Genomic DNA, 25,630 nt, shown 5'->3' with positions numbered 1-25,630 from the left:
GGTCACGCGTCGCAGGCCGGATAGAACCGGTCCAAGGCGGAGGGGGGAAGGTGTTCTGAAGGCCCCTCCTTGTCGGGAATGTCGTCGTAGGGGTCGCCGAGGTCGGTCTCGTGGTTGACCCTGCCGCCCAGTCCGTCCTCGGCACCGCCCAGCATGCCGAGCATTTCGTACACGCCGTCCCCGTCGTAGTAGTACGACGCGAGGTCGGGGTGCGCGTCCTCGCCGAAGTCGACCACGCGCAGCCCGACCGTGCTCTGCAGGTCCAGCCCCACGGTGCGCTGTCCGGCCCCCTGCTCGGAGAAGGGGCCCAGGCGCAGCTCGGACACTCGGGGAGGGACCACGTCGTCTCCCCCGGTGAGGGTGGCGGCCGCGATCGCCAGGTCGAGCCATCCGTCGCCGTCGAAGTCGGCCACCGCCGCCTTGACCTCCTCCTCTTCCTCCTCGGGTGAGCTTCCGAGCAGGTCCTGCGGTGTGCGCGGTTCTGCGAACCCGGATTCCCCGCCGAAGGAGATGCCCAGGTCCGCGCCGACGCCCTGGGTGCCGGTGATGCGGTCGAGGCGGCCGTCGTTGTCCACATCGGCGGTCAGCCGGCCCGCGGCGTCCCAGCAGGGTGGGAAGGCGCTGGGCCCGGAGGGCTGGGGTGGCGGAGCCGGGCTGCTACAGCCGGTGAGTACCAGCCCCAGGCCGACCGCTGCCCAGAGCCCTCGGCGTCCGCCGCTGGTCGCTGCCGGGGAGGGTGACGGGGCGGGGGGAGGTGAATCGGAGGTCATGACGGAACCGTAGGCGATCCGCCTGGACAGGCGACGCCCGTCGCCGGATCCGGCCAGGTGAGGCACTGACGTCTTCGCGGCCGGACCCATCTCCGTGTCCGTCGACGCGGGTGGCCCGCCGCAGCGGGCCGCCCGCGCCCCAGTGGCCAACGGAATGTCCTTTTTGCGATCTACGTCGTAAAAGTGCGGCTTGACCAAGTACTCCAGCAGGGGGGAGAACTCCTGTCCAGGCACCCCGCGATCACACGCGTACGTGGCCCACACCTGCCCGGACGGCGAGCCCACGGCCCTCCGCGCGCACGCGTTCCCCGACCCCGCCGCGGCGGGCGGGCCGCGGCCCTGTCGCCCCTCAGGCGGGCGCGTTCCCCAGCAGCTTCTTCTGGATCTTGCCCATCGCGTTGCGCGGCAGCGTGTCCACCACGCGCACCTCGCGCGGACGCTTGTGCACCGACAGGCGCTCGGCCACGTAGTCGATGACGGCCTCGGGGGAGAGGTCCTCACCGACCAGGTAGGCGACGATCCGCTGCCCGAGGTCGTCGTCGGCCTCGCCCACCACGGCGGCCTCGGCCACCCCGGGGTGGCCGAGCAGCACCGCCTCGACCTCGCCCGCGCCGACCCGGTAGCCGCCGGTCTTGATCATGTCCACCGACATCCGGCCCACGATCCGGTGCCAGCCCTCCCCGTCGCGGACCGCCGCGTCGCCGGTGCGGAACCAGCCGTCCCCGGTCCACGCCGCGGCCGTGGCCTCCGGCAGCCCGAGGTAGCCCCCGAACAGGGTGGCGCCGCGGACCTGGAGTTCACCGACGCTCTCGCCGTCGGAGGCGACGGGCTCACCGTGCTCGCCGCGCAGCCGCGTCTCCAGGCCGGGCAGCGCCGTCCCGACCCAGCCGGTGCGCCGCGGCGCGTCGGCGCGCGCCGCCACGGTGATCAGCGTCTCGGTCATCCCGTACCGCTCCACGGGGCTGTGGCCGCACGCCTCCCGCAGGCCGTCGGCCACCGTGTCGGGCAGCGGGGCGCTGCCCGAGACCAGCAGCCGCGCCCCGGACAGGGCGCGTGCGCTGTCGGGGTCGCGGGCGATCCGCGACCACACGGTCGGCACGCCGAAGAACAGGGTCCCGCGTCGGGCGCCCCGGGCCGCGGCGGCGTAGGCGGCGGGGGTGGGGCGGACGGTGTGCAGCAGCGGGCTGCCCACGCGCAGTGCCCCCAGGACGCCCAGGATCAGGCCGTGCACGTGGAACATCGGCAGGCCGTGCACCAGCACGTCGTCGGGCGTCCAGTCCCAGGCGTCGGCGAGCGCGTCCAGGTCGGCGGCCACGGCCCGGCGTGCGATGACGGCGCCCTTGGGTGGTCCGGTGGTCCCGGAGGTGTACATGACCAGCGCGGTGGAGTCGGGCGGCGGTTCGGGCAGTGTGAACGAGGAGCGCTCGGCCGGGTCCACGGGGACGACCGGGAGGTCGATCCCCTCCCTCGGGGCGCCCAGCCACAGTGAGGCGCCGGAGTCGCGCAGGATGTGGCGGCGCTCGGCGGTCCCCGCGTCCGCCGGGACCGGGACCACGGGCACCCCGGCCAGCAGGCCGCCGACCACCGCGACGACCGTGGACAGCGAGGCCTCGCCGTGCACGGCGACGGCATCGGCGCCGACCGCCCGTTCGGCCACGGCGGCCGCGGCCGACCACAGTCCCTCGCGGTCCAGCCCCGCCCCGCCGACGCTCACCGCGGTCCCCTCGCCCGCGCCCGAACCCAGCAGCACCTCGCGCCCCTTCCCGTCGTGTCCTGTCCAGTCGGCCAGTACACCACAGGGTCGGTGCGGGGGCGGCCTCGGCCGTGCGTACCCCTGCCCGTTCGCATCCCGCTCCTGCCCTACCCCGGCCCGGTCGCGTCCCGGTCCGTCTGCGCTGCGGCTGTGCTTCGACCCGTCCGCGTCCTGCTCCGGTCGTACTCCGCCCTGTGCGCGCCCTGCTTCGTCCGCGCTCCGCTCGGGCCGCGCCCCGGCCAGTTCGCGCCCCGCCTCGTGTGTCGGGCGCGGCGTCCGGGTAGCCGCTTGGCAGAACCCCCCGGGGACGGGGCGGGCGCCGGGGCCGTTCCCGGACCCCGGCCACCGCTTCCGGGGCGCCCCGGACCCGGTGGCCGGGGCCAACACGTGCGTCAGGTGAGGGGGAGAGCCATGCGTGCTCTGACAGTGGTGCCGTCGCAGGCCGGTTCGGTGCGGGTCGGCGAGGTGGAGGCACCTGTGCCGGGTGCGGGGGAGCTGCTCGTCGACGGCATCGCGCTGGGGATCTGCGGCACCGACCGCGAGATCGCGGGCGGTGAGTACGGCGAGGCGCCGCCCGGTCACGAGCGCCTGATCCTGGGGCACGAGTCGCTGGGCCGGGTGCGTGAGGCTCCGGACGACAGCGGCTTCTCCGCGGGCGACCTGGTGGTGGGGGTGGTGCGCAGGCCCGACCCCGTGCCGTGCGGGGCCTGCGCGCACGGCGAGTTCGACATGTGCCGCAACGGCAGGTTCACCGAGCGCGGCATCAAACAGATCCACGGCTACGGCTCCCAGCAGTGGACGGTGGAGGCCGACTACGCGGTTCGGCTCGACCCGTCGCTGGAGCGCGTCGGCGTGCTGATGGAGCCGACCACGGTCGTGGCCAAGGCGTGGGACCAGATCGACCGGATCGGCGGGCGCGCCTGGTTCGAGCCGCGCCGCCTGCTCGTCACCGGCGCGGGGCCGATCGGACTGCTCGCCGCCATGATCGGCGTCCAGCGCGGTCTGGACGTGCACGTGCTGGACCGGGTGGAGCACGGGGTCAAGCCCGAGCTGGTGGCCGCCCTCGGGGCGACCTACCACACCGGCGGCGTCGCCGAGGTCGCTGCCGCGGGCGAGCCGGACGTGGTCATCGAGGCCACCGGCGCCTCCAGCGTCATCCTCGACGCGATGACCCACAACACGGCCTACGGGATCGTCTGCCTGACCGGTATCTCGTCGGGCGGGCGCACGATCGACGTCGACGCCGGGGCGATCAACCGTCGGTTGGTCCTGGAGAACGACGTGCTCTTCGGGTCGGTCAACGCCAACCTGCGGCACTACGAGATGGCCGCGGAGGCGCTGGCGCGGGCCGACCACTCCTGGCTGGAGCGGGTGATCACCCGGCGGCTGCCGCTGGAGCGCGCGCACGAGGCGTTCGAGCCCGGCGGCGACCACGTCAAGACCGTCATCGAGCTTTGAGCGGCCGCAGGCAGGTGCTGGACGTGGGCTGGGCGAGAACGCTGCTGGTGTGACGCAGGGGTTCTGACCCGCGGTGGCGAAGGGAGCCGAGGCCCCTGTGCGAGGGCGTACCCGGACGGAGAACCTACGGGCGGGCGTCCTGGGCAGTTCGCTGACGTCGCCTGCGGTCGCGGCCGTCATCCACGCGTAGGGGCGCCGATGTTCAATGCTGACAGCTGGAGGAGCCGCTGTGAGGTGGTCTCGTCGGCCGGTGTCATCACGGTCAGGCGGTGACCGGTCTCCGCGACGTTGGTCGAGACGAAATTGAGTCGCAGCAAGCCGACGCGTGGACTGTCCAGTCGTTTGGTCTCCAGGTGCTGGAGCATGACGTCGTGCCGGTTCCACAGTCGTGAGAATTCCTCCGACCGCTGCCGCAGCTCTTCGACCGTGGTGCTCGCGGTGTGGCCTGTGTCGGTGCCGGCGACCGCGCGCAGCTGTGCGACCATCCGAGCGGCGACGATGTCGTCGTCGACATAACGGCTGCGCCAGTCGGCGTTGGTGAAGAACTGCAACGCGCAGTTGCGCTCGGCGGGCGGTATCTGGTCCATGTCCGTGAACAGGAAGCGGTAGGAGAGGTTGTAGGCCACCACGTCGAACACGCTGGTCTGCAGGCAGGCGGGGTAGGGGTCGAGTTTGTCCAGTACCGGCTGGTACGCCGCCGACAGCGACGCGTCGAGCGCCAGCGGAGCGGTCGACTGGGTACGCGCACCGGCCAGGTGTTCCAGGTGTCGCTTCTCGGTGTCGTCCAGGCGAAGGGCCCTGCCGACCGCGGTCAGGACCTGTGTGCTGACGTTGATCGGTCGGCCCTGTTCGAGCCAGGTGTACCAGGTGACGCCCACTCCAGCGAGCACCGCGACTTCTTCGCGCCGCAGGCCGGGCGTGCGACGGCGCCCGGTGGCGGGAAGCCCCACCTGGTCCGGGGTGAGCCGTTCGCGTCGGGTGCGCAGGAAGGCGCCGAGATCGCGTCTGATCGCGTGGGGTCGGGAACCTGTCATGTTCCCACCATGCCTCACACGCGGACCAGTAGCCAGGTTCGGTCAGTACCCCCATAAACAGGCACCTGGTACCAGGATGAGGTCCCTGCCAGGGTCGAGGCGTGACTAGAGAATCGAAACCGCGGAGCGAGACGTCCTCTGCGCAGCCCGAGGGTTACCGCGAGCCCCGCAGTACCACCACGCTGGACCGATCAGCGGCTATGGAGGGGGCGCCGCCCGCGACGCTGGGCATGGTCGGACTCCTGACCGCGCTGTCCGCCCTGTTGCTGTCGGTGATGAGCTTCGCAGCGGCGGGCATCGCCGTACCGAGTATCGGAACCTCGTTGCAGGCCTCAGCCTCCGAGCAGTCGTTGGTGGTGTCGGTCTACTCCCTGGGCTTCGCCGCGCCGATGGTCGTCGGTGGACGTCTGGGCGACCTGTACGGCAGGCGGCGGCTCTTCCTGTTCGGCATGGCCGGATTCACCGCGTTCTCGCTGATGGCAACGCTCGCGCCGACCATTACCGTGCTGATCGTCGCCCGCGCGCTCACCGGCGTGTCGGCGGCGGCGATGGTGCCTCAGGTGCTCGCGACGATCACGGCCTCCACGCATGGACGCGAGCGTGCCCGGGCGGTGGCGCTGTTCGGGGCGACCGCGGGCGGCGCGACGGCGGTGGGTCAGGTGCTCGGCGGCCTCCTGCTGTCGGTCCCGCTGCTCGGCTCCCCCTGGCGCACGGTCTTCGCGATGAGTGTCCTCATGGGCGCCGTCGCGTTCCTCGCCGCTCTACGTTGGATGCCCAGCACCGACGCGCCGGGCGATCGTTCGCTGGACCTGGTCGGTACCGCGTTGCTGGGGGCATCGCTGCTCGCGCTGATGATCCCGTTGTCCCAGGGCGGTGCGCTCGGTTGGCCCGGGTGGTGCTGGGCACTGCTGGCGGCCAGTCCGGTGGCGTTCGCGGCGTTCTGGACGCGGCAGCTCCGACTGCACCGCCGCGACCTGGTCCCGCTCGTTCCTCCTCCGCTCCTGCGTCTGAGGTCGTACCGACTCGGCCTCATCATGGCCCTCCTGCTCCAGTCGGCCTTCGGTGCGTTCACGTTCCTCTACGCGCTCTCCACGCAGACGGGTCTGGGCTGGTCCCCGATGGGCGCGGCCTTCGTGCTGCTGCCGTTCGCGCTGTGCTTCTTCGCCGTGTCGATCTGGTCGGGAAAGCTGGCACCCCGTTTCGGATTCCGCCGTCTGCTGACGATCGGCGGGTTCGTTCAGGCGGCGATGCTGGTGGCGACCGCGGCATCGGTGCTCATGCAGGGTCCGGGCATGAGCGGGTGGACGCTGGGTGCCCTGCTGGTCGGCGTCGGGGTCGGTCAGGCGCTCATGTTCGGGCCGCTGGTCGGAGCGATGATCGCCGACGTCGCGCCCTCCTCGGCAGGGGCGGCCTCCGGGGTCATCCAGACCACGCAGCAGGCCGCCATGGGGCTCGGGGTCGCGGTCGCTGGAGGGGTTCTGGGTACGGCGATGGCTGGCTCCACCGCCCCACTCGGGCAGGCCTACATGACGGCACTCGCGATCTGCATGATCGTCCAGGCCGTGTTCGCGATCGCCTTCGCCCTCTTCGCCTTCGCCCTGCCCAGACGCTGAGCCGAGAACAATCGGTGCCGACACCATGAGCCGACGGTCGCGCGATGTCGCCGATGGCGGAGGGGATCACGGTGTGGAGCCTTCTGGGCCGCGGGCCCGGCGGTCAAGGGCTCATCTCCTGTGACGAGTCACGGGAGCGCGAAGCCCCCGCCGGTGTTCCGTGCGGGGCCGGAGAAACAGCCGCGTTTTCCGCGGGAGCGTTCTCCCTTTTCTCCGGTCCCCTCCTTTCCTGGTCAGGTGCGCGCGCCGTCACCGAGCGGATAAAACGCAGGCCCGGCGGGTGTATCGGTGGAACCACGTGTTGTGCGCGAGGGTGTGTTGACAGCCTCTCCGAGGCGCCGGATATTCGGTTTCCAGCGCGCTGGAAGAGGAACCCCCGCTTTTTTCCGCACCCCCAAGGAGCATGAGATGGGATCACCGCTGGCACGCCGGACGGCGTCCGTCCTCCTCGGTCTGGCGACGGTCGCCGCCCTCGCCCCCGGGGCGGCCGCCGCCGACCCCGTGCGCGTCCTGGGCGGGACGGGGCCCTACGACGCCGAGTACGTCACCACCCTGCGCCTGCGCGACCACACCGTCTACCGGCCCGTGGACCTGCCCGAGGGCGAGCAACTGCCGATCGTGGCCTGGGGCAACGGCGCCTGCCGGGCCGACGGGACGTGGTTCGAGAACATCCTCACCGAGTTCGCCTCGCACGGCTTCCTGGTCATCGCCAACGGCCGCCCCGGCGGCTTCGGCAGCACCGACCCCGAGATGCTCACCGAGGCCGTGGACTGGGCGATCGAGGAGAACGACCGCCTGTTCAGCGAGTACCGGGGCCACATCGACACCGACAGCATCGCCGTCATGGGCCAGTCCTGCGGCGGCCTGGAGACCTACGAGGTCGCCGACGACCCGCGCGTGGACACCACCGTGCTGTGGAACAGCGGCCTGCTGACCGACCGCGACAACGACCTGCTGGAGGACCTGCACGCCCCCGTCGCCTACTTCACCGGCGGTCCCGGCGACATCGCCTACGAGAACGCCCTCGATGACTACGACCGCCTGCCCGAGGGGCTGCCCGCCTTCATCGGCCACCTCGACGTCGGCCACTACGGCACCTTCGCCGAGCCCAACGGCGGGGAGTACGGCCGTGTCGGCGTCGCCTGGCTGGAGTGGCAGCTCAAGGGCGACCAGCAGGCCCGCCAGGAGTTCGTCGGCGAGGACTGCGGCCTGTGCTCCACCGAGTGGGACACCGACAGCAAGAACCTCGACTAGTGGGCTGGCCGAAAAGGTTGCCGATGTGGCGCCGGGGACTCTCCTCCCGGTGATCTTGCTACTGGTGCCACTGTGGACCGTCGGCAGTGCCTCTGGGAGCAAGATCATCCTCGATATGCACGCCCCGGGGGACCTTGCCGGTCACCGCACTAGGGGAGGGGACCGGCCCCGCGCGCTCCCGGAGGGCCGACCGCCGTTCGGGAGCGCGCGTCCGAGGGGGAGTGTGAACGCTGGCGGAGCCGAGGGCCGAGGCTCGATCGGTGCGCGACCGGCCCTTCTCCGGCGCGGACCGCCGCCACGGCGGCGTCCCTGACGGTTCCGTGCGGTCTCACCGGTGGCCTGGGCCCGCGGCCGGACCGGGTGGACGTACCGCCGGGGCGGCACGCGCACCCGGCTCCCCGTACCGGATGCGCGCGGCCCGACACCGTGCGGAGTCCGCATGTGGACACGTTCCTGTGCACAGGGTGTTCCAAGCGGTAACTTGTCCCTGTCCCGCCCCCTGAACCGGGTTCGGCGCCACCGGAACCGCGACACCGTGAGGACCCCTTCCCGTGCACCCCCTCACCCCTGACGACCCCCGCGCCGTCGGCCCCCACCGGCTGCTGGCCCGTCTGGGCGCCGGCGGCATGGGCGAGGTCTACCTGGCCCGCACCCCGGGCGGCGATCTGGCCGCTGTCAAGCTCGTCAAGGACGACCTGGCCCACGACCCCGGGTTCCGGGCCCGGTTCGCCCGTGAGGTCCGCGCCGCACGCCGGGTCCGCGGGCCCTTCACCCCGGCGGTGGTCGACGACGACACCGACGCCGAGGTGCCGTGGATGGCCACCGAGTACGTACCCGCCCCGACGCTCAAGGAGGCGGTGCGCGAGCACGGGCCCCTGCCGCCCGAGTCCCTGCCCGTGCTGGTGTCCGGGCTGGCCCGGGCCCTGGAGGCGGTGCACGGGGCGGGGCTGATGCACCGCGACCTCAAACCCGGCAACGTGCTGCTGTCCCCGCGCGGCCCGCAGGTGATCGACTTCGGGCTGGCGCGGGCGGTGGAGGGCACGGTGCTGACCCGCACCGGGCAGTCCTTCGGCACCCCCGCCTACACCTCACCCGAGCAGATCAGGGGCCGTGACGTGTCCCCGGCGAGCGACGTGTTCTCCCTGGCCGGGACGGTGCTGTTCGCCGCCTCCGGGGAACCGCCCTTCGGGCACGCTCCGGCCAAGGAGACCCTGCGGCGCGTCCTGTCGGACTCCCCGAACCTGTCGGCGGTCCCGGAGGGGCCGCTGCGCGACCTGCTGGCCCGCTGCCTGGCCAAGAGCCCCGGGCACCGCCCGAACACGGCCGCGGTCCTGGAGGCGTTGGCCGACGTGCCCATGCCGCGGACCGCGCACGCCTGGCTGCCCGGCGAGGTGACCGACGACGTCCACCGGCTGGGGGAGCGGGAGGCGGGGGAGCGCGCCCGCGCGAGCCGGGCCCGGTGGCGGCGGCAGGCGCTGATCGCGGGGGCCGCGGGGGCCGCCCTGGTCCTGGCGGCCGGGGGCGGGTACGCGCTCACCGCGCTGCCCGAAGGCGGGGAGGAGGCGATTGGGGAGGGGAGCGACGCGCCGAGCGATTCGGTCGACACCGCCTTCGTCCCGGAGGGGTACCGGCAGAGCATGTCGTCGGCCATGGACGGCGTGGACTTCTCCCCTGACGGGGAACGGATCTACGTGGCCGGCTCGCAGTACTTCTCCGTATGGGACCGGCGGGCCGGTGAGATCGTCGCTTTCCTTAACCCCTCGCCGTCCATGGCGGACGCCAACGCCGACGGCACGATCGCGGCCGCCTACGCGGGCGGAACAGGGCACACCCATCGGGACAGGGTCGAGATCCACAGGGATGATGACGGCACCCTGGTCCATGAGACCACCCTGGTTTACGAGGATCGGCTGGCCGAGCCCCGTTTCCCCGCGCTCTCCCCTGACGGCACCCGCTTGACGGTCCTCGTCGATATGCGGGAAGGGAACCGGACCACAAACGAGCTGCATGTCTGGGACGTTGCCACGGCCGAACACATCCACAGCATCTCCCTGCCCGGGGAGAACGGCTACTCCTATGTGTTCGACCTGGAGTACACCGCCGACGGAGAAATGCTCGTCGGCACCGTCAGCGACGACTCCGTGCGGGTGCTGGGGGTCGCCGTATGGGACGCCGACTCAGGTGATTGGGTCCACTACTTCGAGGGCCCCGGAAACCTGGGCTTCGCCCTGCACCCGACCGACCCGTCGGTGATGGCGCTGCTGGAGGACACCGACCGGGTGCGCCTGGTGGACCTGGAGACCGGCGGCACCCTGCGGGACCTCGGCCGTATCGGCGAGGAGGATCCCGATGTCGGATTTCCCCTCGCGTTCTCCTCCGACGGCGAACGACTGTACGCCGGTGTCGAGGACCCGTACGCCATCACCGGCCGGCTCGGGACGGTGTGGGACACCGGCACGGGCGAGGTCCTGCGCGACGGCGACGCCCTGTTGCCCGGACCGGCGGGTCCGCACCCCCGCGACGAGTTCCTGGCCGTCATCGACCTGGAGGCGGGCCAGGTGCTGGTACTGGACGGGGAGAACCTGACCGTCGTCAACGAGCTTGAGCAACCGGACTGAAACGAAAGCCTCCATGCGCGCACTCTCCCCGGACGACCCCCGCGACATCGGCCCGTACCGCCTCCGTGCCGTTCTCGGCGCGGGCGGCATGGGCCGCGTCTACCTGGCCACGGACGCCGACGGTACCCTCGCCGCGGTCAAGTCGGTGCGGGCGGAGTTCGCCTACGACCCCGGCTTCCGTGCCAGGTTCGCCCGTGAACTCGACCTGGCCGACCGCGCCCGCGGTCCCTTCGCGCCGCGTGTGCTGGACAGCGACCCGGCCGCCCGGATCCCGTGGATGGCCACCGAGTACGTGGCCGGGCCCACCCTGCACGGCCTGGTCCGGGAGTCCGGCCCGCTCTCCGAGGAGTCGGTGAGGTTCCTGCTGCGGGCCGTCGCCTCGGCTCTGGAGGGCATGCACGGGGACGGGCTGGTGCACCGCGACCTCAAGCCCGGCAACGTCATGGTCGCGGCGGCCGGGCCGCAGGTGATCGACTTCGGGGTCTCCCGGGCCCTGGAGGAGACCGAGGCCGCTGACGGTGACGAGACCATGGTCGCCGGAACGCCCGGGTACACCGCCCCCGAGCTGTACGGGGAAGCGGAGGCCTCACCCGCCGCGGACGTCTTCGCGCTGGCGGGCACCGCCGTGTACGCGCTCACCGGTACCGGGCCGTTCGGCGAAGGGCACCCCTCCGCCGTGGCCTACCGCATCACCCACCTGGAACCGGACCTGGCCTCCGTCCCCGAGGACCTGCGCGGACTGCTCTTCCGGTGTCTGGCCAAGGACCCCGGCGACCGGCCGTCGGCGGCCGGGGTGCTGGAGGAGCTGGGCGGTCCGGTCGATCCGGTGGACGCGGCTCGGGACTGGCTTCCGCCAGAGGCGGCGCTGCGGGTGGGAAAGGTCTCCGAAGAGCACGGGGAGTACGTCTTCCGGGGTCTGCGGCACATGGCGGGCCCCGCTCGTCGTCGGCAGTGGTGGGCACTCGGTGCAGGTGCGACCGCCCTGGCCCTCACCGTGGCCGCAGGGCTGTGGTCGGTGTCGGAGGCGGCCGCACCGCCACAGGCCGAGGAGGATCCCCGACGGGCCGGAGCGGAGGGCGGAACGTGCTCACAACCCGGGGACTTCGCGGCCGAGTACGCGGAGGCAGCCCGGGAACGGCTGGAAATACCCGGAGAGGACAGCTACAACCTCGACATGGCCGTTTTCCCCCGGCTCTCGTTCGTGGCCGGGGGCGAACTGCTGGCCGTGTCGCATCCGACCGGGGTGGCCCTGTGGGACTGGGAAGCGGGGACGGAGGTCGCCTTCGCGGGCGAGTCCCTGCCCGACTTCGGGGGCCTGCCGACGGTGAGCCCGGACGGGTGCCGCTTCGCCTACCTCTCCACCGAGGGCGGCCTGCACGTCTTCGACCTGCGCAGCGGGGAGCGGACCATGTACTTCTCGGACCTGGCCGTTGACCCCTTCGAATACGAGAGCTTGGTCTTCTCCCCTGACGGTGGAGAGGTCACGATCGGTCACGGGGGGACTCGGAGGATCGATCTGGAAACGGGTGGGGTCACCGACATCTGGGAGGAGGCGAGCAGCTGGGCAGCCTACTCGCCGGACGGCGAGCACCTCGCCCTGAACGGGGGGAGCTTCGTCGCGGTGCTGGAGACCTCGACCGGCCGCGAGGTGTTCCGCAGGGAGGGAACACTGAAGACCGAAGAACAAGGCTCGGTGGCGCTGCCCAACGACGAGGGCGACCTGCTCTACCTGTCCGTCTCTCCGGAAGCGGTCGTGCACACCAACTACCTGGCGGAAACCGAACCCCGCCTCTTCAGCCCGGAGGGAGATCCGCCCTACCTGTTCGAAGAACTCGTAGTGGCACCCGGCACGGACCGTTTCCACCTGGTGCACAACGCGGACTTCGTCTTCGGGTCCAACGGGCTGCGCACCGCCTGGGACCTCTCCACCGGTGAGGAGGTGACGTCCGGAACGGACGGGGCGGGCGAGGCGGACATCCGGACGTTGGCGGCGCACCCGGAGGGAGAGGTACTGGCCGTACTGCCCCAGGAGGCGACCACCGTCCTCGTTGTCGACGCCGCGACCGCGGACGTCCTGGGCGAACTCGGCTGATTGGAGAGGACCGGGATGCTCCCCCTGCACCCGCACGACCCGCCCGCCATCGGGCCCCACCGACTGCTCGGCAGGCTCGGCTCGGACGACACGGCCCACCGCTACGCGGGCGGGACCGGCGGCCGTGTGTCCGCCATGGTCGTGCTCCTGCGTCCCGGGCGCGCCACCGACCCGTTGTTCCGCGGCGAGTTCGCGCGCCGGGTCGAGGCCCTGCGGAAGCTGAGGAGCCCGTACGTGTGCCGGATGGTCGGGGCCGACACCCGGGGCGCGGTGCCCTGGGCCGCGTTCGCGCGCACGGACGAGGAGACCCTCGCCGACCGCGTCGAGCGCAACGGGGGAGGCCTGCTCCCGGAGGAGTTCCCCGCCGTGGCGACGGCACTCGCCGCCGGTCTGGCCGACCTGCACGAGGCGGGGATGTCCGTCGGGCCGCTGCGCGCGGAGGACGTCCTGCTCTCCTCCGACGGCGTCAGGCTCGCGGGGGCGTTCTCGGCGGCGCCGTCCGGTGAGGCGGCGGAGGACGTGCGCCACTGGGCGGCCCTGGTGTCCGCCGCAGCGGGGGACGCGGGTCCCCCGCTCCGGTTCCGGAAGGTGATCGACGACTGCCTGCGCCCCGACCCGGACCTGCGGCCCGCTCCGCGTGAACTCGTGCGGATGCTCGCGGGGACCGTGGCGGGACGGGAGAGCGGGACGTCCACCACCGGGCGGCGGCCCCGGAGGCGTGTGCTCGTGCCGTCGGCCGCCGGGGCCCTGGCTGTGGCGGCGGTCGCCGCCACAGCGCTCGTGGTGGCACGGGACGGGTCGGCGGACCCCGCGGACGTGCCGGAGAGGACGGTCGCCGACTGCACCGAGGCGGAGGGGTTCGCCCCCGCCGAGGAACGGGACGCCGACGACCTGGAGATCTTCTCCCACATGGTGTTCTCCCCCGACGGTGACCTGCTGGTGACGCACACCCTCCAGGACGAACTGAGTGTGTGGGACTGGAGGGAGGGTCGGGAGGTCGCCCGTCCCAGCGCGACCCTCGACAGGCTGGCGGGCTTCGGTTTCCTGCCCGGGGGATGCGGCATCGCGGCCGTCGCCATGGAATCGGAGCCGCGACCCGGGAACGAGTACCCGACGCCGGTGGGGCAGGGGTTCGACCTGGTCTCGGGCACGGTCACCGGGTACGGAAACGGGGGCTCGGCCAGCGGGACCCCCGCGGAGCGGCCTCCGGCCGTGAACGGGATCGCGGTCTCCCCCGACGGACTGATCGCCCTCACCGGATCGGACGCCGTCCCGGGTGCTGGTGTGCAGATCGTCGACAGTGCGTCAGGAGAGACCGTGAACACCATCGACAGCGACGGGGGAAACCCCGTCTTCCTCGATGAGCGACGGTTGGCCCTGAGGAACTCCGTGGGCTCCTCGGACTGGAGCATCACGGTCTGGGACGTGCACACGGGCGAACGACTGCACACGGTCCGTCCGGTGGCGGACGGGGTGTTCGCGCCGGTCTGGGGGACCGACGAGGTCGTCTACGTCCATGGGGGTGAGGTCATCGTGTGGGACATCGTCGCCGGACACCGGGTTGACGCGTTCGACATGGAGGAGGTGGCGGAAATCCGGGAGCCCTGGATCCAGGAGGTCGTCGTGGACCCGTGGCTCGGCCGGGTGTACGTCATGTGGTGGGACTCCGATCCTGAGGACTACGGTGCGGAACCGGATACGTACGGCGTGGCGTGGGACCTGGAGAGCGGGGAGAGCCTTCTCCCGGAGGGGTTGGTCCCCTGGTACGTGGCTCCGCACCCGGACGGAGAGGTCGTCGCGGTGAAGACGGAGGAACCGGGTGTGCGGCTCCTCGACCCCGAGACCTGGGAGACCGTCGGAACGCTGTGAGGAGGGCAGCGCGGTTCCGGGTTCTGGGATGCGGTGCTCAGTCCTGGTCGGTGACGCTGTCGGTCCCCTGGTTCTGGCGTTGCGTCCCGATTCCCGAGTTGGATGCGGTCCAGCTGGCGAGGATGTCCATAGCCCGCCGTGACGGCGAGTCGGCCTCAGTGGTGTAGACGAACAGTGTGGTGTCGGTGTCGCCGGGCGGGTTGAGGGTCTCGTACTCGACAGTCAGGTCACCGACGAGTGAGTGGCGAAGACGCTTCGAGCCGTGGGTGCGCTGGTGCACCCGGTGCTGCTCCCACCACCGGTCGAACTCGCGGCTGTGTTCGCGCAACTCGGCGACGAGCGCGACGGTGGCGCGGTCGTCGGGATCGCGGCCGACCTCGAACCGCAGGCTCTCGACCGCTGCGCGGGCCTGGTCGTCCCAGTCCACGAACAGCGCGCGGGCTTCCTCGTCGAGGAATATCCAGCGCGCGTAGTTGCGGTGGGCGGGAGGCATGCCTTCGAAGTCGGCGAAAAGCGCTGCGCCCATCCTGTTGACCGCCAACACGTCGGTGCGGCGTCCGAGGACGAGCGCAGGTTCGCCGTCCAGAGCGTCGAGGAGCTGGTAGAGCCCTGGACGCACGCGTTGGACGCCAGGAGCCCGTCGCCGGGTCGGCGCCCCCGTCACCCCGATGAGGTCTTCCAGGTGTGTCCGTCCCGCGGCGTCGAGTCCGAGCGCGTGACCGATCGCCTCGATCACGGCCGGGGAGGGCGTGATACGCCGACCCTGCTCCAGACGGGCGTAGTAGTCGGTGGACACCCCGGCCAGCAGCGCGACCTCCTCGCGCCGCAGCCCGGGGACGCGGCGTATGCGCCCGTCGGGCGGCAGTCCCGCCCGTGACGGGTCGCCCTGGCTCCGAGCACGGCGTAGGAAATCGGCAAGTTCGTGATTCGTCTGTGCCACAACCCCATTGTCCACGAGGTCGACAGCATTCACCTGGGCCGCTTGTGACTAGACCTCCGGGTCCCAGGTTCCGGCGTGCGAGGTCGCGCAGGGCCCGAGATCAGTCCCCGCAGCCTTTTGCCGTGAACCAGTCTTGGAGTCACGCCAGCACGGGACACCACCCGACGGCGTCTCCCCGAACTTCGAGACTGAGGATGATCATGAGTTTTCCGTCGAATCGTCCGTCGACCTGGTTCGTGACCGGTACCTCTCGCGGCCTGGGCCTCGAGCTGGTCACTCAGTTGCTCAAGCGCGGCGACAACGTCGCGGCAACCACCAGATCCACCGACCGGCTGCTGTCGGCGATCGGCGATCGCGTCGACACGTCGCGGCTGCTCCCCCTGGCCGTCGATCTGCGAAACGACGCTGATGTCAAGCAGGCCGTCGACCAGACGGTCGCCCGCTTCGGCACCCTCGACGCCGTTGTCAACAACGCTGGCTACGGCTACCTGGCCGCGGTTGAGGAAACCGACCCGGCCGACGTCCGCGACATGCTCGACGTCCAGGTCGTCGGCGTGTGGAACGTCCTGCGTGCCACCGTGCCGGTCCTGCGTCGGCAAAAGAGCGGTCACATCGTCAACGTCTCCTCGGTGCTCGGGCTGGTCTCCCTTCCAGGGTGGGCGCTCTACTGTGCAGGCAAGTTCGCGTTGGAAGGCCTCAGCGAGGCCCTCGCCGGTGAGGTCGCCGGCTTCGGCGTCAAGGTCACGATCGTCGAGCCCGGCTACTTCCGCACTGACTTCCTCACCCGGGACTCTCTCGCGCTGCCCGCCCAGACCACCGATGCCTACCCGGGCATCCGCGAAATGGTCGAAAACCACCTGAACCTACAGGGAAGCCAGCTCGGCGACCCGGTCAAGGGCGCCACGGCAATCATCGACCGGGTCGTGAGCGACGCCGAGGGCCCGCTGCGCCAGGTACTCGGCTCGGACTCGCACGCCTTCGTCACCGACAAGGTCGAGGCCCTGCGCGCGAACCTCGACGCCACCGCGCGGACCGCGCCCATCACCGACCATCCCGCTGCCTGACTCTCCAACACCCGCACCGTCTGGGAGGTGAACCTTGTCGGCGGTGCGTCAGGGTGGGTCGATGACTGCGGGCACAGGGAAGCCCCCGCGCAACGTCGCGTTGCACGGGGGCTCTCGTCATCCCGCCGTGCTCTCGGGCGGGGGTCTGCCGCTGCATCCTGGAGCGATCCTCCCCCCCCCCGACCCCCGTCATCGCCCTCAGGCTCGGCTGCCACCCCGAACACATCACCGCGCCGGCCACCGGGGCGGGAAGCCCTTGGTCCCACTACGCCTCTGAGGACCACGCAAGTGACCTCACCGGATGAGGGGAGGAGAACACCGACTACGTGATTACCGGCCTCCGTCGGATCCGCCCCTCGGTGAAGACCCGGTCGGTCTCCTCGGTGTGCTCGGATTCTGGTGCGGGTGAGGCGTGGGGCCTGGCCGGGGTCGCGTGCTGCCACGGCGGGCTGTGCGGGGACGCCGGCAGGGAGGGCGGGGGCCGTCCCTGGGTCCCTTCGGTCTCGTGCGGACGTGAACCGCCCGTGTAGTCGAACGCGCTCCGTGTTCCAGGTGTCACTGCGCGGATGGCCAGCTATGATCACAAGTGCACGCAATGGTGGTTGGCTCTATTCACAAGTTCTGTGTATGGTGAGAACACAGCGAATCTCAACGGGTCTCGCGAAGACGGGCGTGTATTCGCATTCCTGTCTCCGTTTCCGCCCGCCGAGCGCATCCGCCCGGTGGGCGGCGCACATTCCGGCAGCGCCCCGTGCTGCCCCCTGCACACAGACCGGAGCACACCATGACCTCGCCCCAGCCGCCCTACGGCCCGCCGCCCCCGCCCCCGCCCGCCAACCCGGGCATGTCCACCGGGAAGAAGATCGGACTCGGTTGCGGCGGATGCCTCGGCGTCATCCTCTTCCTGCTCCTGCTCGGCGGGTGCATGGCCGCGCTGAGCGGGGACGACCTCGACAGCGGGGCTTCGGAGCCCGCCGCCACCCAGGAGGAGGCGGGTGGCGAGGAGGCCGGGGAGGCCGCCGCGGAGGAACCCGCCGAGGAGACCGCTGCCGAGGAACCGGCCACGGAGGAAGCGGTCGAGGAGGAGACGGCGGAGGAGGAGCCGGAGGCCCCTTCCGCCATCGGCAACGGCATCCACCGCGTCGGCGAGGACATCGAGCCCGGCACGTACACCACCGACGGGCCGGACCCGGACAGCATCCTCCCCATGTGCTACTACGCGCGCCTGTCCGGGCTGTCCGGAGAACTCGACGACATCATCGCCAACAACAACATCGAGGGGCCCGGCTCCGTCGTGGTGCAGGAGGGCGACGCCGCCCTGGAACTGTCCGGCGGCTGCGAGTGGACACTGGAGTAACCGTCGGCGGACAGGCACTGAAGCCGGTCGCGTCGGTCACCTCGGTCTCCGTCGTCATCGGTCTGGGTGAGACCTACACCGCTGAGGTGGGATAGCGGACGGCCCGGACGGGGGCCGTCTCCAGCGGACCGCCGGTCGGAGAGCGAGTGGAACCGACCGGCGGTCCGCGCCTTCCGTGCGCGGCGCGGCTCAGCGCAGCAGGTTCGCCGCCAGCAGGAGCACGAGCAGCAGAGCCAGCCCCGCGACGAAGGCCAGGATCATCTCCGTGCGCAGCTCCACCCTCCTCGGGTAGCCCCGGACCACGAGGTGCTGGCTGAAGGAGGGCTGGTACTGCCTGACGATCTGGGTGGCGATGGCGGCGATCCGGTGCGGGTCGTGCTCCTGGTCCAGTTCGTCGAGGAGGTCCTGGACCTGGGCCTCGGAGGGGACGGCCGGTGGAGGGAAGGCTCCGCGGGCGTTCCCGGCGGCGGGCGGGGCGTACCCGTCCGGAGGCGCTGCCCGGGAACCCGGGCGGGGGTGCTGCCCGGGAGCCGACCAGGAGTGCTGGCCGGGGGAGCGGTGCCACGCGGCCTCCCGGGAACGTTCCCCGCTCCCGGGTACGGCGCGCCCCGGACGGTCGGCGGTGCTCGGCGGGACGGCCCGAAACGCACCGTGTTCCGGTTCGCCGTCCAGGTGTGAGAACGGATGCGCCGGGGGCCCGTCCGTCCGTGCGGTGCCCGCCGCGACGGGAGCCGCCTCGGAACCCTCCGCCCGGCTGCCGAAGCCCTCGGCACCGGCCGTTCCCGGGACGTCCTCCGCGACGACGGCCCTCCCTGGCCTGACCGTCCCGGCATGGGCGGCCCCGGGCTCGGCTCCCGGAGGAGCGGGTGGTCCGGGCAGACGGGTCCGCGCCGCCCGCCGGGCCCGGCGGTCCAGGTACTCGATGACCTCGTCGTGGTCGGCGGCGTTGAGGTGGCGGAGTTCCCTCCCGAGTTCGCCGAGACTTCCGTCGCCCGCGCCCAGCAGGGTGACGAGCCACCGGGCGACCTCGTGGTACGCGGTGTCCCGCTCGGGCGCCAGGAGGTCCAGCGGGGACGGGAGAGCGGTCTGAGTCCGCGGGAGGGGAGACCGGAAGGCGATCCTCGGCCGATCCGTCCGCATGTTCCTACCCGTGGGCCAGGGCTCGTAGGTGGAGAAAGACCACTCGACGTCCTCGTGCAGGGGGTGTTCCTCGGTGCCGATGACGTCCCTCAGAGCGCGGTACAGGCCCCACAGCAGCAGGAGGCGTCCCCGTTCCCCCGACAGGTGCCCGGTGCCGGGGACCAGAACGTCGACGGGACTTGCCGGGGACCGCAGTACCCGCGCGACCAGGGCGACCAGCCCGGGTTGGACGGCAGCCTCCTGGTCCAGTCGCTGTGCGTCATGCCTGCCGTCGGGTGCGACGAAGGGCGCGATCGTGGCCCAGCCCAGGGGCGTTCCTCCCGGCTCCTCCAACCACGCGTGGAGCTCGGGCCACTCACCCAGAGCCGCCCAGATCGCCACGGGGGCGATCATCTTCCTTCCTGTCAGCGCCTGAGCGGTGTTACCGCGGCGGTCCAGTACGTCCTTCTCCGAGGAGCGGCGCAGCAGCGCGCCCTGACCGTCCGCGAACCTGCGATACCAGTAGCTGGGCGCGACGTGCTCGGGCGGGAACTCCGGAACGGCCACCTTGGTGAGCCGGTCCCGCCACGTGCTCACCCTGACGTACTCCTCCTGGCCGAAGGAGGTGCCGACGGGGCCCAGGCCCGGCCCCACCAGGCCGATGTCCTCGAACCCGAAGGAGATCAGGTGCAGGATCTCGGCAGGGGTGGGGGCTCCGGCAGGTTCGGTCATGTCAGCGGCCCACCTTCCGGGCCTCGGCGGTCTCCAGCACCCCTGTCAGCGCCATGAGGGTGAGGAAGGGCTGCAGGACGCGCTGGGGACGCACCGGGCGCGCGTACCTCCCGCCGTCGGCGGAGCGGTCTCCTCCGGTGGCGGAGACCGTGTGGATGGCACTCCTGCCGAACTCGAACCAGGGGCGCAGATAGGTCCTGCCCTCGTCGTACTGGCTGATGAAGGCGTACAGGTCCCGGGTCTCCGCCTCGACCCTGTCGGGGTCCAGGGCGCGCACGCCGTCCCGCAGCCACCGGTCCACGGGGGGCTCGAACCGGTACTGGTCGGCCTTGCCCATCACCAGGACCGCCGCCTTGTCCTGCTTGTCCGTGAGCATGTCCAGAACGGTGGCGAACGTGATGTCGGGCCGTTCCCTCTCCATGTCCTTGGGGGAGAAGACGAAGAGGAAGCCGTCCACCGTGTCCAGGAACGCCTGTTCGGCGGCCGTGCCCGTGGTGGCCAGGACTTCGCCGGCGACGTCGAAGAAGGCCACGGCCCTCGGCGGTGCGGACGGCGCACCCAGGTCGGTGACCATCAGGCCCACCTCGAAGTCCCACACGTCCTGGCCGGTGCGTGCGAGCACCTGGTCGCCGTCCAGCAGCGGCCGGACCTTGGTGTTGGTGAACGCCTCGTACCCGCGCACGTCCAGGGGGGACACGGACAGGCCGAACTGCTCCAGGCCCTGGTTCTGGATGGAGCCGATCATCGACGCCAGCAGGTGGGTCTTGCCCGAGATGAAGTCTCCGATCAGGGCGATCACCACCGGGTCCCTGTCCGCGTTGACGTACTGGTAGGGCAGGTAGTGCTCGGGGAACTCCGCCACCTCGTTGGGGCAGCGTGCCTCGGCCCGGCGCAGCAGCCTGCGCCGCTGCTCCGGCGTCACGCCCGGTGGGATGTCGAGTCTGCGGTGTTCTCCGTCCCTCCACAGCCACAGTTCGCCGTGGTCCAGGACCACCCGGCTCAGGCACACCGGGCAGCGCACCCCGGGGGGAGTGGTGTCGGGCTCGCTCATGCGGGGATTACCTCTCGTCGGGGACGCCTTCTCAACCGAAGTAGGCGAACAGGGCTACGGCGGCACCCACCAGCACCATCAGGAGCAGCACCAGCCCGCCCCAGCGGATCGGGGGCGGGGCGGCGTTCGACGGGACCGGCGCGGGGGGCACGGATTCGGCTCTTTCCGGTCCCCGCGGGGGAACTGTCGCGGTCGCCGTCTCGTGCTCGGGCGGGGGCTCACCCGAGGCGGCCCGCTTGCGCGCGCGGCTCTCCTCGAAGCGCGCGCGTCCCGGTTTGAGGTGGGCGTCGATCCGTCGCCGGTAGGGGGTCGCGCCCCCGGAGAACCGGTTCAGCAGACTGTCGGCGTCGGGGCGCCCGTCCGCGCTCGTGGTGAAGACGTCCTGCAGGTTCGCGGCCAGTTCCGGGAAGGCGGCCAGGGGCAGGACTCCTCCGCTTTCCACGTCGTGCCCGCTCAGGGCCTGGAACAGCACCAGGCCCGCGGACCAGACATCGTCGCGGGGGTCGCAGGTCCCCGTGCCCAGCCGCTGCTCGTGGGAGGCCCAGGGCTCGCTGCCCACCGCCGCGCGGGGTGTGCCCGCCACGGTGGCGTGGGAGAAGCCGCACAGCTGCACGCTCTTGAGCTCGGTGTCCCAGCGCACGGTGCCGGGTCTGATGTCGCGGTGGACCACCTCGCAGGAGTGCAGCCAGCTCAGCGCCCGCAGTAGCCCCTCCCGGAAGGCGGACTGCTCCGCCTCGAAGAGCTGCCGCCGCCGCAGCAGCACGTCCACGGGTTCACCCCGGTAGGGCTCCAGCAGGGCGAAGGGCTCGGCGGGATCGTCGTGGTAGCCCACCAGCCTGCTCAGCTCCGCCGGAGGGGCGCCGTTGGAGACCCTGGACAGCCGGACACCGGCGAGGATCTCGTTGTCCAGCGCCGAGTAGGCCCTCACCCGGTCCCCGGGCCGCCTCCCCGGCGCGGCGTTCACCCTGACGCGCAGCAGTTCGCGCCCGCTGACCTCGTCGTGGACCAGGTCGTACTCCAACAGCGGGAGGGAGGGTTCCTGCGGGTCCTCGGGGCGGACCCGGACCAGGCGGCACCGCACCTGCTGCTGGTGGGGGGTCAGGTAGAAGCCGTCCTGTGGACTGTTCTCGCTCAACGAAGGTAGTCCTCCTCGAACGGGGAGCGCGGAGCGTGGCCGTTCGCGGTGCTCTCCTCCGTCTCGGTGTTCGTGTGAGGCCCGGTGCGCTCCCGTGCGGTCCCGCCGCCTTCCCCGTCCTGGGGGTCGGCGGAGCCGAACCACTGGGTGCGCACCACGCCCGGGCGCAGCGGCACCAGGCGCACCAGCCCCGCGAGCCTTCCTCCGTGCGTCCACACCGCGCTCTGCGCGGCCTCGGAGGCCGGGCCCGTGCCCGCGCGGTCGAGCTGTTCGCGCAGCGACCGCGGCGCGAAGCGGACCGTGCCGACCGCCGAGACCGTGTCGCTGAGCAGGTGCAGGTGCTTGGGGTCGCACAGTTGCAGCATGCGTCCTGTGGGTTCGGTGAGCAGGGAGCGCATCGCCTGTTCCAGGCCGGAGCCGCCGTAGACCCGCCGGGGCAGACCGGGGTCGGCGAAGCGCGGCGGAGTGTGGGGGCTCATCCGCTCCAGGTGCGACCGGTACTCCTCCATCAGGTCGTCAGCCGTGCCGCGGGTGTGCTCGTAGGGGTCCTTGACCGGGCCTCCCACCCGTAGCTCGTCCCACAGGTCCTCCATGGCGGTGCGGGTCAGCGCCGCCAGGTCCGAGCGCAGCACCGCCTCCAGCTCGGGTAGGGAGGGGCCTGCGGCGGCGCCGGCGCCACCGGCGGTGCCGGACAGGGCGTCGGCGACCGCGCGCGCGGCACTGGCGGCGGCGCGCGCCGCGTCGGCGAGGTGGCGCCGCTGCGTGCCGGGGTACCACTCCTCCTGAGCCACCTCGTTGACCAGGCTGGTCAGGGCCGAGGCGGCGGAACCCGCGCGTTCCAGGCCGATCTGGCTCCGCCAGCGGCGGGCCAGCCCCGCCCAGGTCCGCAGGAGCACGTACGCGCCCAGCGCCGCGCCGGTCAGCAGGGCCGTCGCCAGCAGCAGCGGTTGGGGCAGCAGGGACAGGAGCAGGTCGAGCCGCAGAACGCCGCCCGCCCACATGCCCGTGAAGCCCCCCGCGAAGGCCGCCACCGCGTGCACCGCCAGGACCGGCAGTCCGGCGCCCGCCTCCGCGCCCCGGGCCGAACGCAGGCCCGCGGCGAGCGCCGCGACCCAGCCCAGCGCCAGGGCCGTGGCCCCGGCGAGCCCGAGCCAGCCGCCGGTCAGGGCCGGCAGCAGCGGAAGCAGGAAGGCCACGGGCAGCAGCCAGGAGAGCGGTCCGGGCAGGGGGAAGGGCGGCGGGGGGCTCAGCGAGGAGACCAGGTGGTCGGGGGCGGCCCGCTGGACCCGGGGCAGGGCGGAGGCGCTTCCCCGGGGTGAGAGGCGTTCGGCGATCCGGTCCAGACCCGCGGCGACGCGGGTGACCGGCTCCCCCCGTTCCAGTTCGCCGTCCACCCGGCGGACCAGGGCCCCGACGGCCTCGTCGACCTCCTCCGGCCCCGGCGAGCGGCCGCCCAGCCCCGCGCGCGCGAGCTCGGAGGCCAGCTGACCCCCGTTCAGGGAACCCAGCCGGGAGAGCAGGGACGCGACGTGGTCGCGGTAGGACAGGAGCGCGCCGCCCACCTGGGAAAGCTCCTCCTCGCGGACACGGGCCGGGGAGGCGGGGGAGAACGCGCCGCCCAGCCCCGAGACCGCGTCCAGCGCGCCCTCGGCGGCGGCCACGCGGTCGCGCAGGCGGTGTTCGTGCGCGGCCAGTTCTCCCGAGCCCGGGTGGTTGCTCCCGGGGGCCGCCCGGTGGGTGTCCTCCACCAGTTCCACCAGGATGCCTCCGCGAGCGCCGGTGCCCGCGGAGGGCGGCGGGGCCGGTGTCCCCGCGGCGTCGGTGAACCTGTGCACGGTCCGGGCCAGGGCCGCGGCGACGGCGCCGTCGCCGCCCTCGGGCCCGGTCCAGGACAGGCCGGGCGAGGCGGCGGCCTCGGGCAGCTGGCGGCTGAGTTCGACGACGCGGTCGAAGACCTCGGCCTGGAGCAGGACCTCGACCAGGCGCTCCACCCCGGTCCGGGATCCGGGGGCGGCCCCGGGGTGGGGGCGGGCCGTCCCGCGGGGGCGCAGACCCCAGTCCACCCCGGTCTCGTTGCTGACCCACAGGGTGGCCACGTCGCGTTCGGGGCCCAGCTGGCCGGGCCGTTCCAGGATCCGGTGCCCGCCGCTGCCGGACGGCGGGCCGGAGACCACGCACACCAGCGACCGGATACGCCCGCTGGTGAAGACCTCCAGGTAGGCGGGGCCGTGGTCTACCAGCAGGTCGGTCTCGTCCAGGACCAGGGCCCGGTCGGAGCCGGTGAGGGGGGTGCCCTCCCCGAACTCCCGCACGACCCGGCGCACGGCCTCGTCCGCGTCGGTACCCCGCAGGTCGAGGTGGTGGACGCTCATCTGTTTGTTGGGCGTGGACACCCCGTCCTTCAGGGCGGGGAGGAAACGCCCTCTCCTTTCTGTTGCTTTCTGTTGGATTCGGCTCACGCGACCGCAGGGCGGTCGCTACGGTGTGTGCCATGACCAGGGAGAGCGTGCAGAGGGCGTTCCGGTACCGCTTCTACCCCACCGATGCGCAGGCGGCCGAGCTGTCGCGCACGTTCGGGTGCGTGCGCCTGGTCCACAACCGCGCTCTGGCCGAACGCACCGCAGCCTGGCACCAGCGCCGGGAGCGGGTGGGCTACTCCCACACCTCGGCGATGCTCACCGCCTGGAAGAGGACCGAGGAGCTGTCCTTCCTCACCGAGGTCTCCTGCGTCCCGCTCCAGCAGACGCTGCGCCACCTGCACACCGCGTTCCGCAACTTCTTCGACCACCGCGCGAAGTACCCGCGGTTCAAGTCCAAGAAGACGTCGCGCGCCAGCGCGGAGTACACCCGGTCCGCGTTCCGCTACCGCGACGGGCAGCTGACCCTGGCCAAGATGGCCGAGCCCCTGGACATCGTGTGGTCGCGGCCCCTGCCCGAAGGAGCACGGCCGTCCACGGTGACCGTGTCGCGTGACGCGGCCGGGCGCTGATTCGTCTCGCTGCTGTGCGAGGACACCATCACGTCGGCTCCGGCTGTCCACGACGCGGTGGGTGTGGACATGGGTGTGACGTCGCTGGTGGCGTTGTCCACGGGGGAGAAGGTGGCCAACCCCCGCCACGAGCAACGCGACCGCGCCAGGCTGGCCAAGGCGCAGCGTGCGCTGGCCCGTAAGGCCAGGGGCAGTGCCAACCGGGACAGGGCCCGCCGCAGGGCGGCACGGGTGCACGCCCGTATCACCGACCGGCGTCGGGACTTCCTGCACAAGCTCTCCACTCGACTCGTCCGCGAGAACCAAGCGGTCGTGATCGAGGACCTGGCCGTGCGCAACCTGGTCAAGAACCGCAGACTCGCCCGGGCGATCTCGGACGTGGCCTGGCGTGAGCTGCGCACCATGCTGGAGTACAAGTGCGCCTGGTACGGACGCGATCTGGTCGTGGTGGACCGGTTCCTCCCCTCCTCCAAGGCGTGCTCGACGCCCGGGTGCGGGTACCTCAATGCGTCGTTGCCGCTGCGTGTACGGACGTGGACGTGCCCCCGGTGCGGGGCGGCCCATGATCGGGACGTGAACGCGGCGAACAATCTCGAAGCCGCCGGGCTGGCGGTTGGGGCCGGGCCCCCGCTGTGTGATCATGGCGAAGCCCACACAGTAGGGGCGGGAGCTGGTGTGAGACCTCAACGGGAGTCCTCCCGGACGGGGCGACCGGCAATGAAACAGGAAGGCCACGGGGCGACCCGTGACGAGGCCCTGGCCTCGAACCACCGGTAGGTGGT

Annotated in this window: 16 protein-coding genes and 1 pseudogene; 9 read left to right on the top strand and 8 right to left on the bottom strand. The window is 72.0% G+C overall.

Translation table 11 applies throughout. From position 1 onward, the window contains the following. Positions 1-2: 2 nt before the first annotated feature. Positions 3-770: an FG-GAP repeat domain-containing protein gene (locus tag FYW99_RS32330; RefSeq protein ID WP_223839005.1), complete on the bottom strand. Its 768-nt coding sequence runs from the start codon at positions 768-770 to the stop codon at positions 3-5. Between the two features lie 349 nt (positions 771-1,119). Beyond that, positions 1,120-2,520, bottom strand: a complete 1,401-nt coding sequence (locus FYW99_RS13830; RefSeq protein ID WP_150252457.1) for an acyl-CoA synthetase — start codon at positions 2,518-2,520, stop codon at positions 1,120-1,122. Positions 2,521-2,934: 414 nt separating this feature from the next. Here FYW99_RS13830 and FYW99_RS13825 point away from each other — a divergent pair, with 414 nt between their 5' ends. Beyond that, positions 2,935-3,981: a glucose 1-dehydrogenase gene (locus FYW99_RS13825; protein ID WP_150252456.1), complete on the top strand. Its 1,047-nt coding sequence runs from the start codon at positions 2,935-2,937 to the stop codon at positions 3,979-3,981. A gap of 176 nt (positions 3,982-4,157) precedes the next feature. On the opposite strand, the gene FYW99_RS13820 is transcribed toward FYW99_RS13825, so the two are convergent. After that, positions 4,158-5,015, bottom strand: coding sequence for a helix-turn-helix transcriptional regulator (locus FYW99_RS13820; protein ID WP_150252455.1), 858 nt, complete (start codon positions 5,013-5,015; stop codon positions 4,158-4,160). A 101-nt stretch (positions 5,016-5,116) separates the two neighbouring features. Here FYW99_RS13820 and FYW99_RS13815 point away from each other — a divergent pair, with 101 nt between their 5' ends. From FYW99_RS13815 to FYW99_RS13795, 5 genes are all read left to right on the top strand, one after another. Further along, on the top strand, positions 5,117-6,628 hold the full coding sequence (locus tag FYW99_RS13815) for an MFS transporter (protein WP_223839004.1): 1,512 nt from the start codon (positions 5,117-5,119) through the stop codon (positions 6,626-6,628). Between the two features lie 408 nt (positions 6,629-7,036). Then, positions 7,037-7,882: an alpha/beta hydrolase gene (locus FYW99_RS13810; RefSeq protein WP_150252454.1), complete on the top strand. Its 846-nt coding sequence runs from the start codon at positions 7,037-7,039 to the stop codon at positions 7,880-7,882. Between the two features lie 551 nt (positions 7,883-8,433). Continuing rightward, complete coding sequence (locus FYW99_RS13805; RefSeq protein WP_150252453.1) at positions 8,434-10,500, top strand: WD40 repeat domain-containing serine/threonine protein kinase; 2,067 nt, start codon at positions 8,434-8,436, stop codon at positions 10,498-10,500. 13 nt (positions 10,501-10,513) lie between these two features. Next, positions 10,514-12,592, top strand: a complete 2,079-nt coding sequence (locus FYW99_RS13800; protein WP_150252452.1) for a WD40 repeat domain-containing serine/threonine protein kinase — start codon at positions 10,514-10,516, stop codon at positions 12,590-12,592. Between the two features lie 15 nt (positions 12,593-12,607). Further along, positions 12,608-14,461, top strand: a complete 1,854-nt coding sequence (locus FYW99_RS13795) for a protein kinase family protein (protein WP_150252451.1) — start codon at positions 12,608-12,610, stop codon at positions 14,459-14,461. Between the two features lie 37 nt (positions 14,462-14,498). On the opposite strand, the gene FYW99_RS13790 is transcribed toward FYW99_RS13795, so the two are convergent. After that, positions 14,499-15,401: a helix-turn-helix domain-containing protein gene (locus FYW99_RS13790; protein WP_150252450.1), complete on the bottom strand. Its 903-nt coding sequence runs from the start codon at positions 15,399-15,401 to the stop codon at positions 14,499-14,501. Between the two features lie 200 nt (positions 15,402-15,601). Here FYW99_RS13790 and FYW99_RS13785 point away from each other — a divergent pair, with 200 nt between their 5' ends. Then, a complete protein-coding gene (locus FYW99_RS13785; RefSeq protein ID WP_150252449.1) occupies positions 15,602-16,465 on the top strand; it encodes an SDR family oxidoreductase in 864 nt (287 codons plus the stop codon). Positions 16,466-17,249: 784 nt separating this feature from the next. Further along, complete coding sequence (locus FYW99_RS13780) at positions 17,250-17,822, top strand: hypothetical protein (protein WP_150252448.1); 573 nt, start codon at positions 17,250-17,252, stop codon at positions 17,820-17,822. Positions 17,823-18,011: 189 nt separating this feature from the next. Here the strand turns inward: FYW99_RS13780 and FYW99_RS13775 are convergent, their stop codons facing one another. Genes FYW99_RS13775 through FYW99_RS31770 form a run of 4 tightly spaced genes read right to left on the bottom strand, consistent with a single transcriptional unit; the run spans position 18,012 to position 24,252 of the window. Continuing rightward, the gene (locus tag FYW99_RS13775) at positions 18,012-19,673 is read right to left on the bottom strand and encodes a hypothetical protein (RefSeq protein WP_150252447.1); all 1,662 of its coding nucleotides are present in this window, start codon (positions 19,671-19,673) and stop codon (positions 18,012-18,014) included. Between the two features lies 1 nt (position 19,674). Beyond that, positions 19,675-20,724, bottom strand: a complete 1,050-nt coding sequence (locus FYW99_RS13770; protein ID WP_150252446.1) for a hypothetical protein — start codon at positions 20,722-20,724, stop codon at positions 19,675-19,677. A gap of 31 nt (positions 20,725-20,755) precedes the next feature. Then, positions 20,756-21,859, bottom strand: a complete 1,104-nt coding sequence (locus tag FYW99_RS13765) for a protein kinase domain-containing protein (protein ID WP_150252445.1) — start codon at positions 21,857-21,859, stop codon at positions 20,756-20,758. After that, on the bottom strand, positions 21,856-24,252 hold the full coding sequence (locus FYW99_RS31770; RefSeq protein ID WP_190394656.1) for a hypothetical protein: 2,397 nt from the start codon (positions 24,250-24,252) through the stop codon (positions 21,856-21,858). The genes FYW99_RS13765 and FYW99_RS31770 overlap by 4 nt, the downstream gene beginning before the upstream one ends. Positions 24,253-24,350: 98 nt before the next feature. Between FYW99_RS31770 and FYW99_RS13755 the strand changes: the two are divergent. Continuing rightward, a pseudogene (locus FYW99_RS13755) lies at positions 24,351-25,625 on the top strand (RNA-guided endonuclease InsQ/TnpB family protein). Positions 25,626-25,630: the final 5 nt, after the last annotated feature.

Origin of the sequence: Nocardiopsis deserti, assembly GCF_008638355.1 — a bacterium.
GTDB lineage: Bacteria > Actinomycetota > Actinomycetes > Streptosporangiales > Streptosporangiaceae > Nocardiopsis > Nocardiopsis alborubida.
Note: the sequence above shows the minus strand (reverse complement) of the source record. Positions and strands in the feature narration are given on the sequence as shown.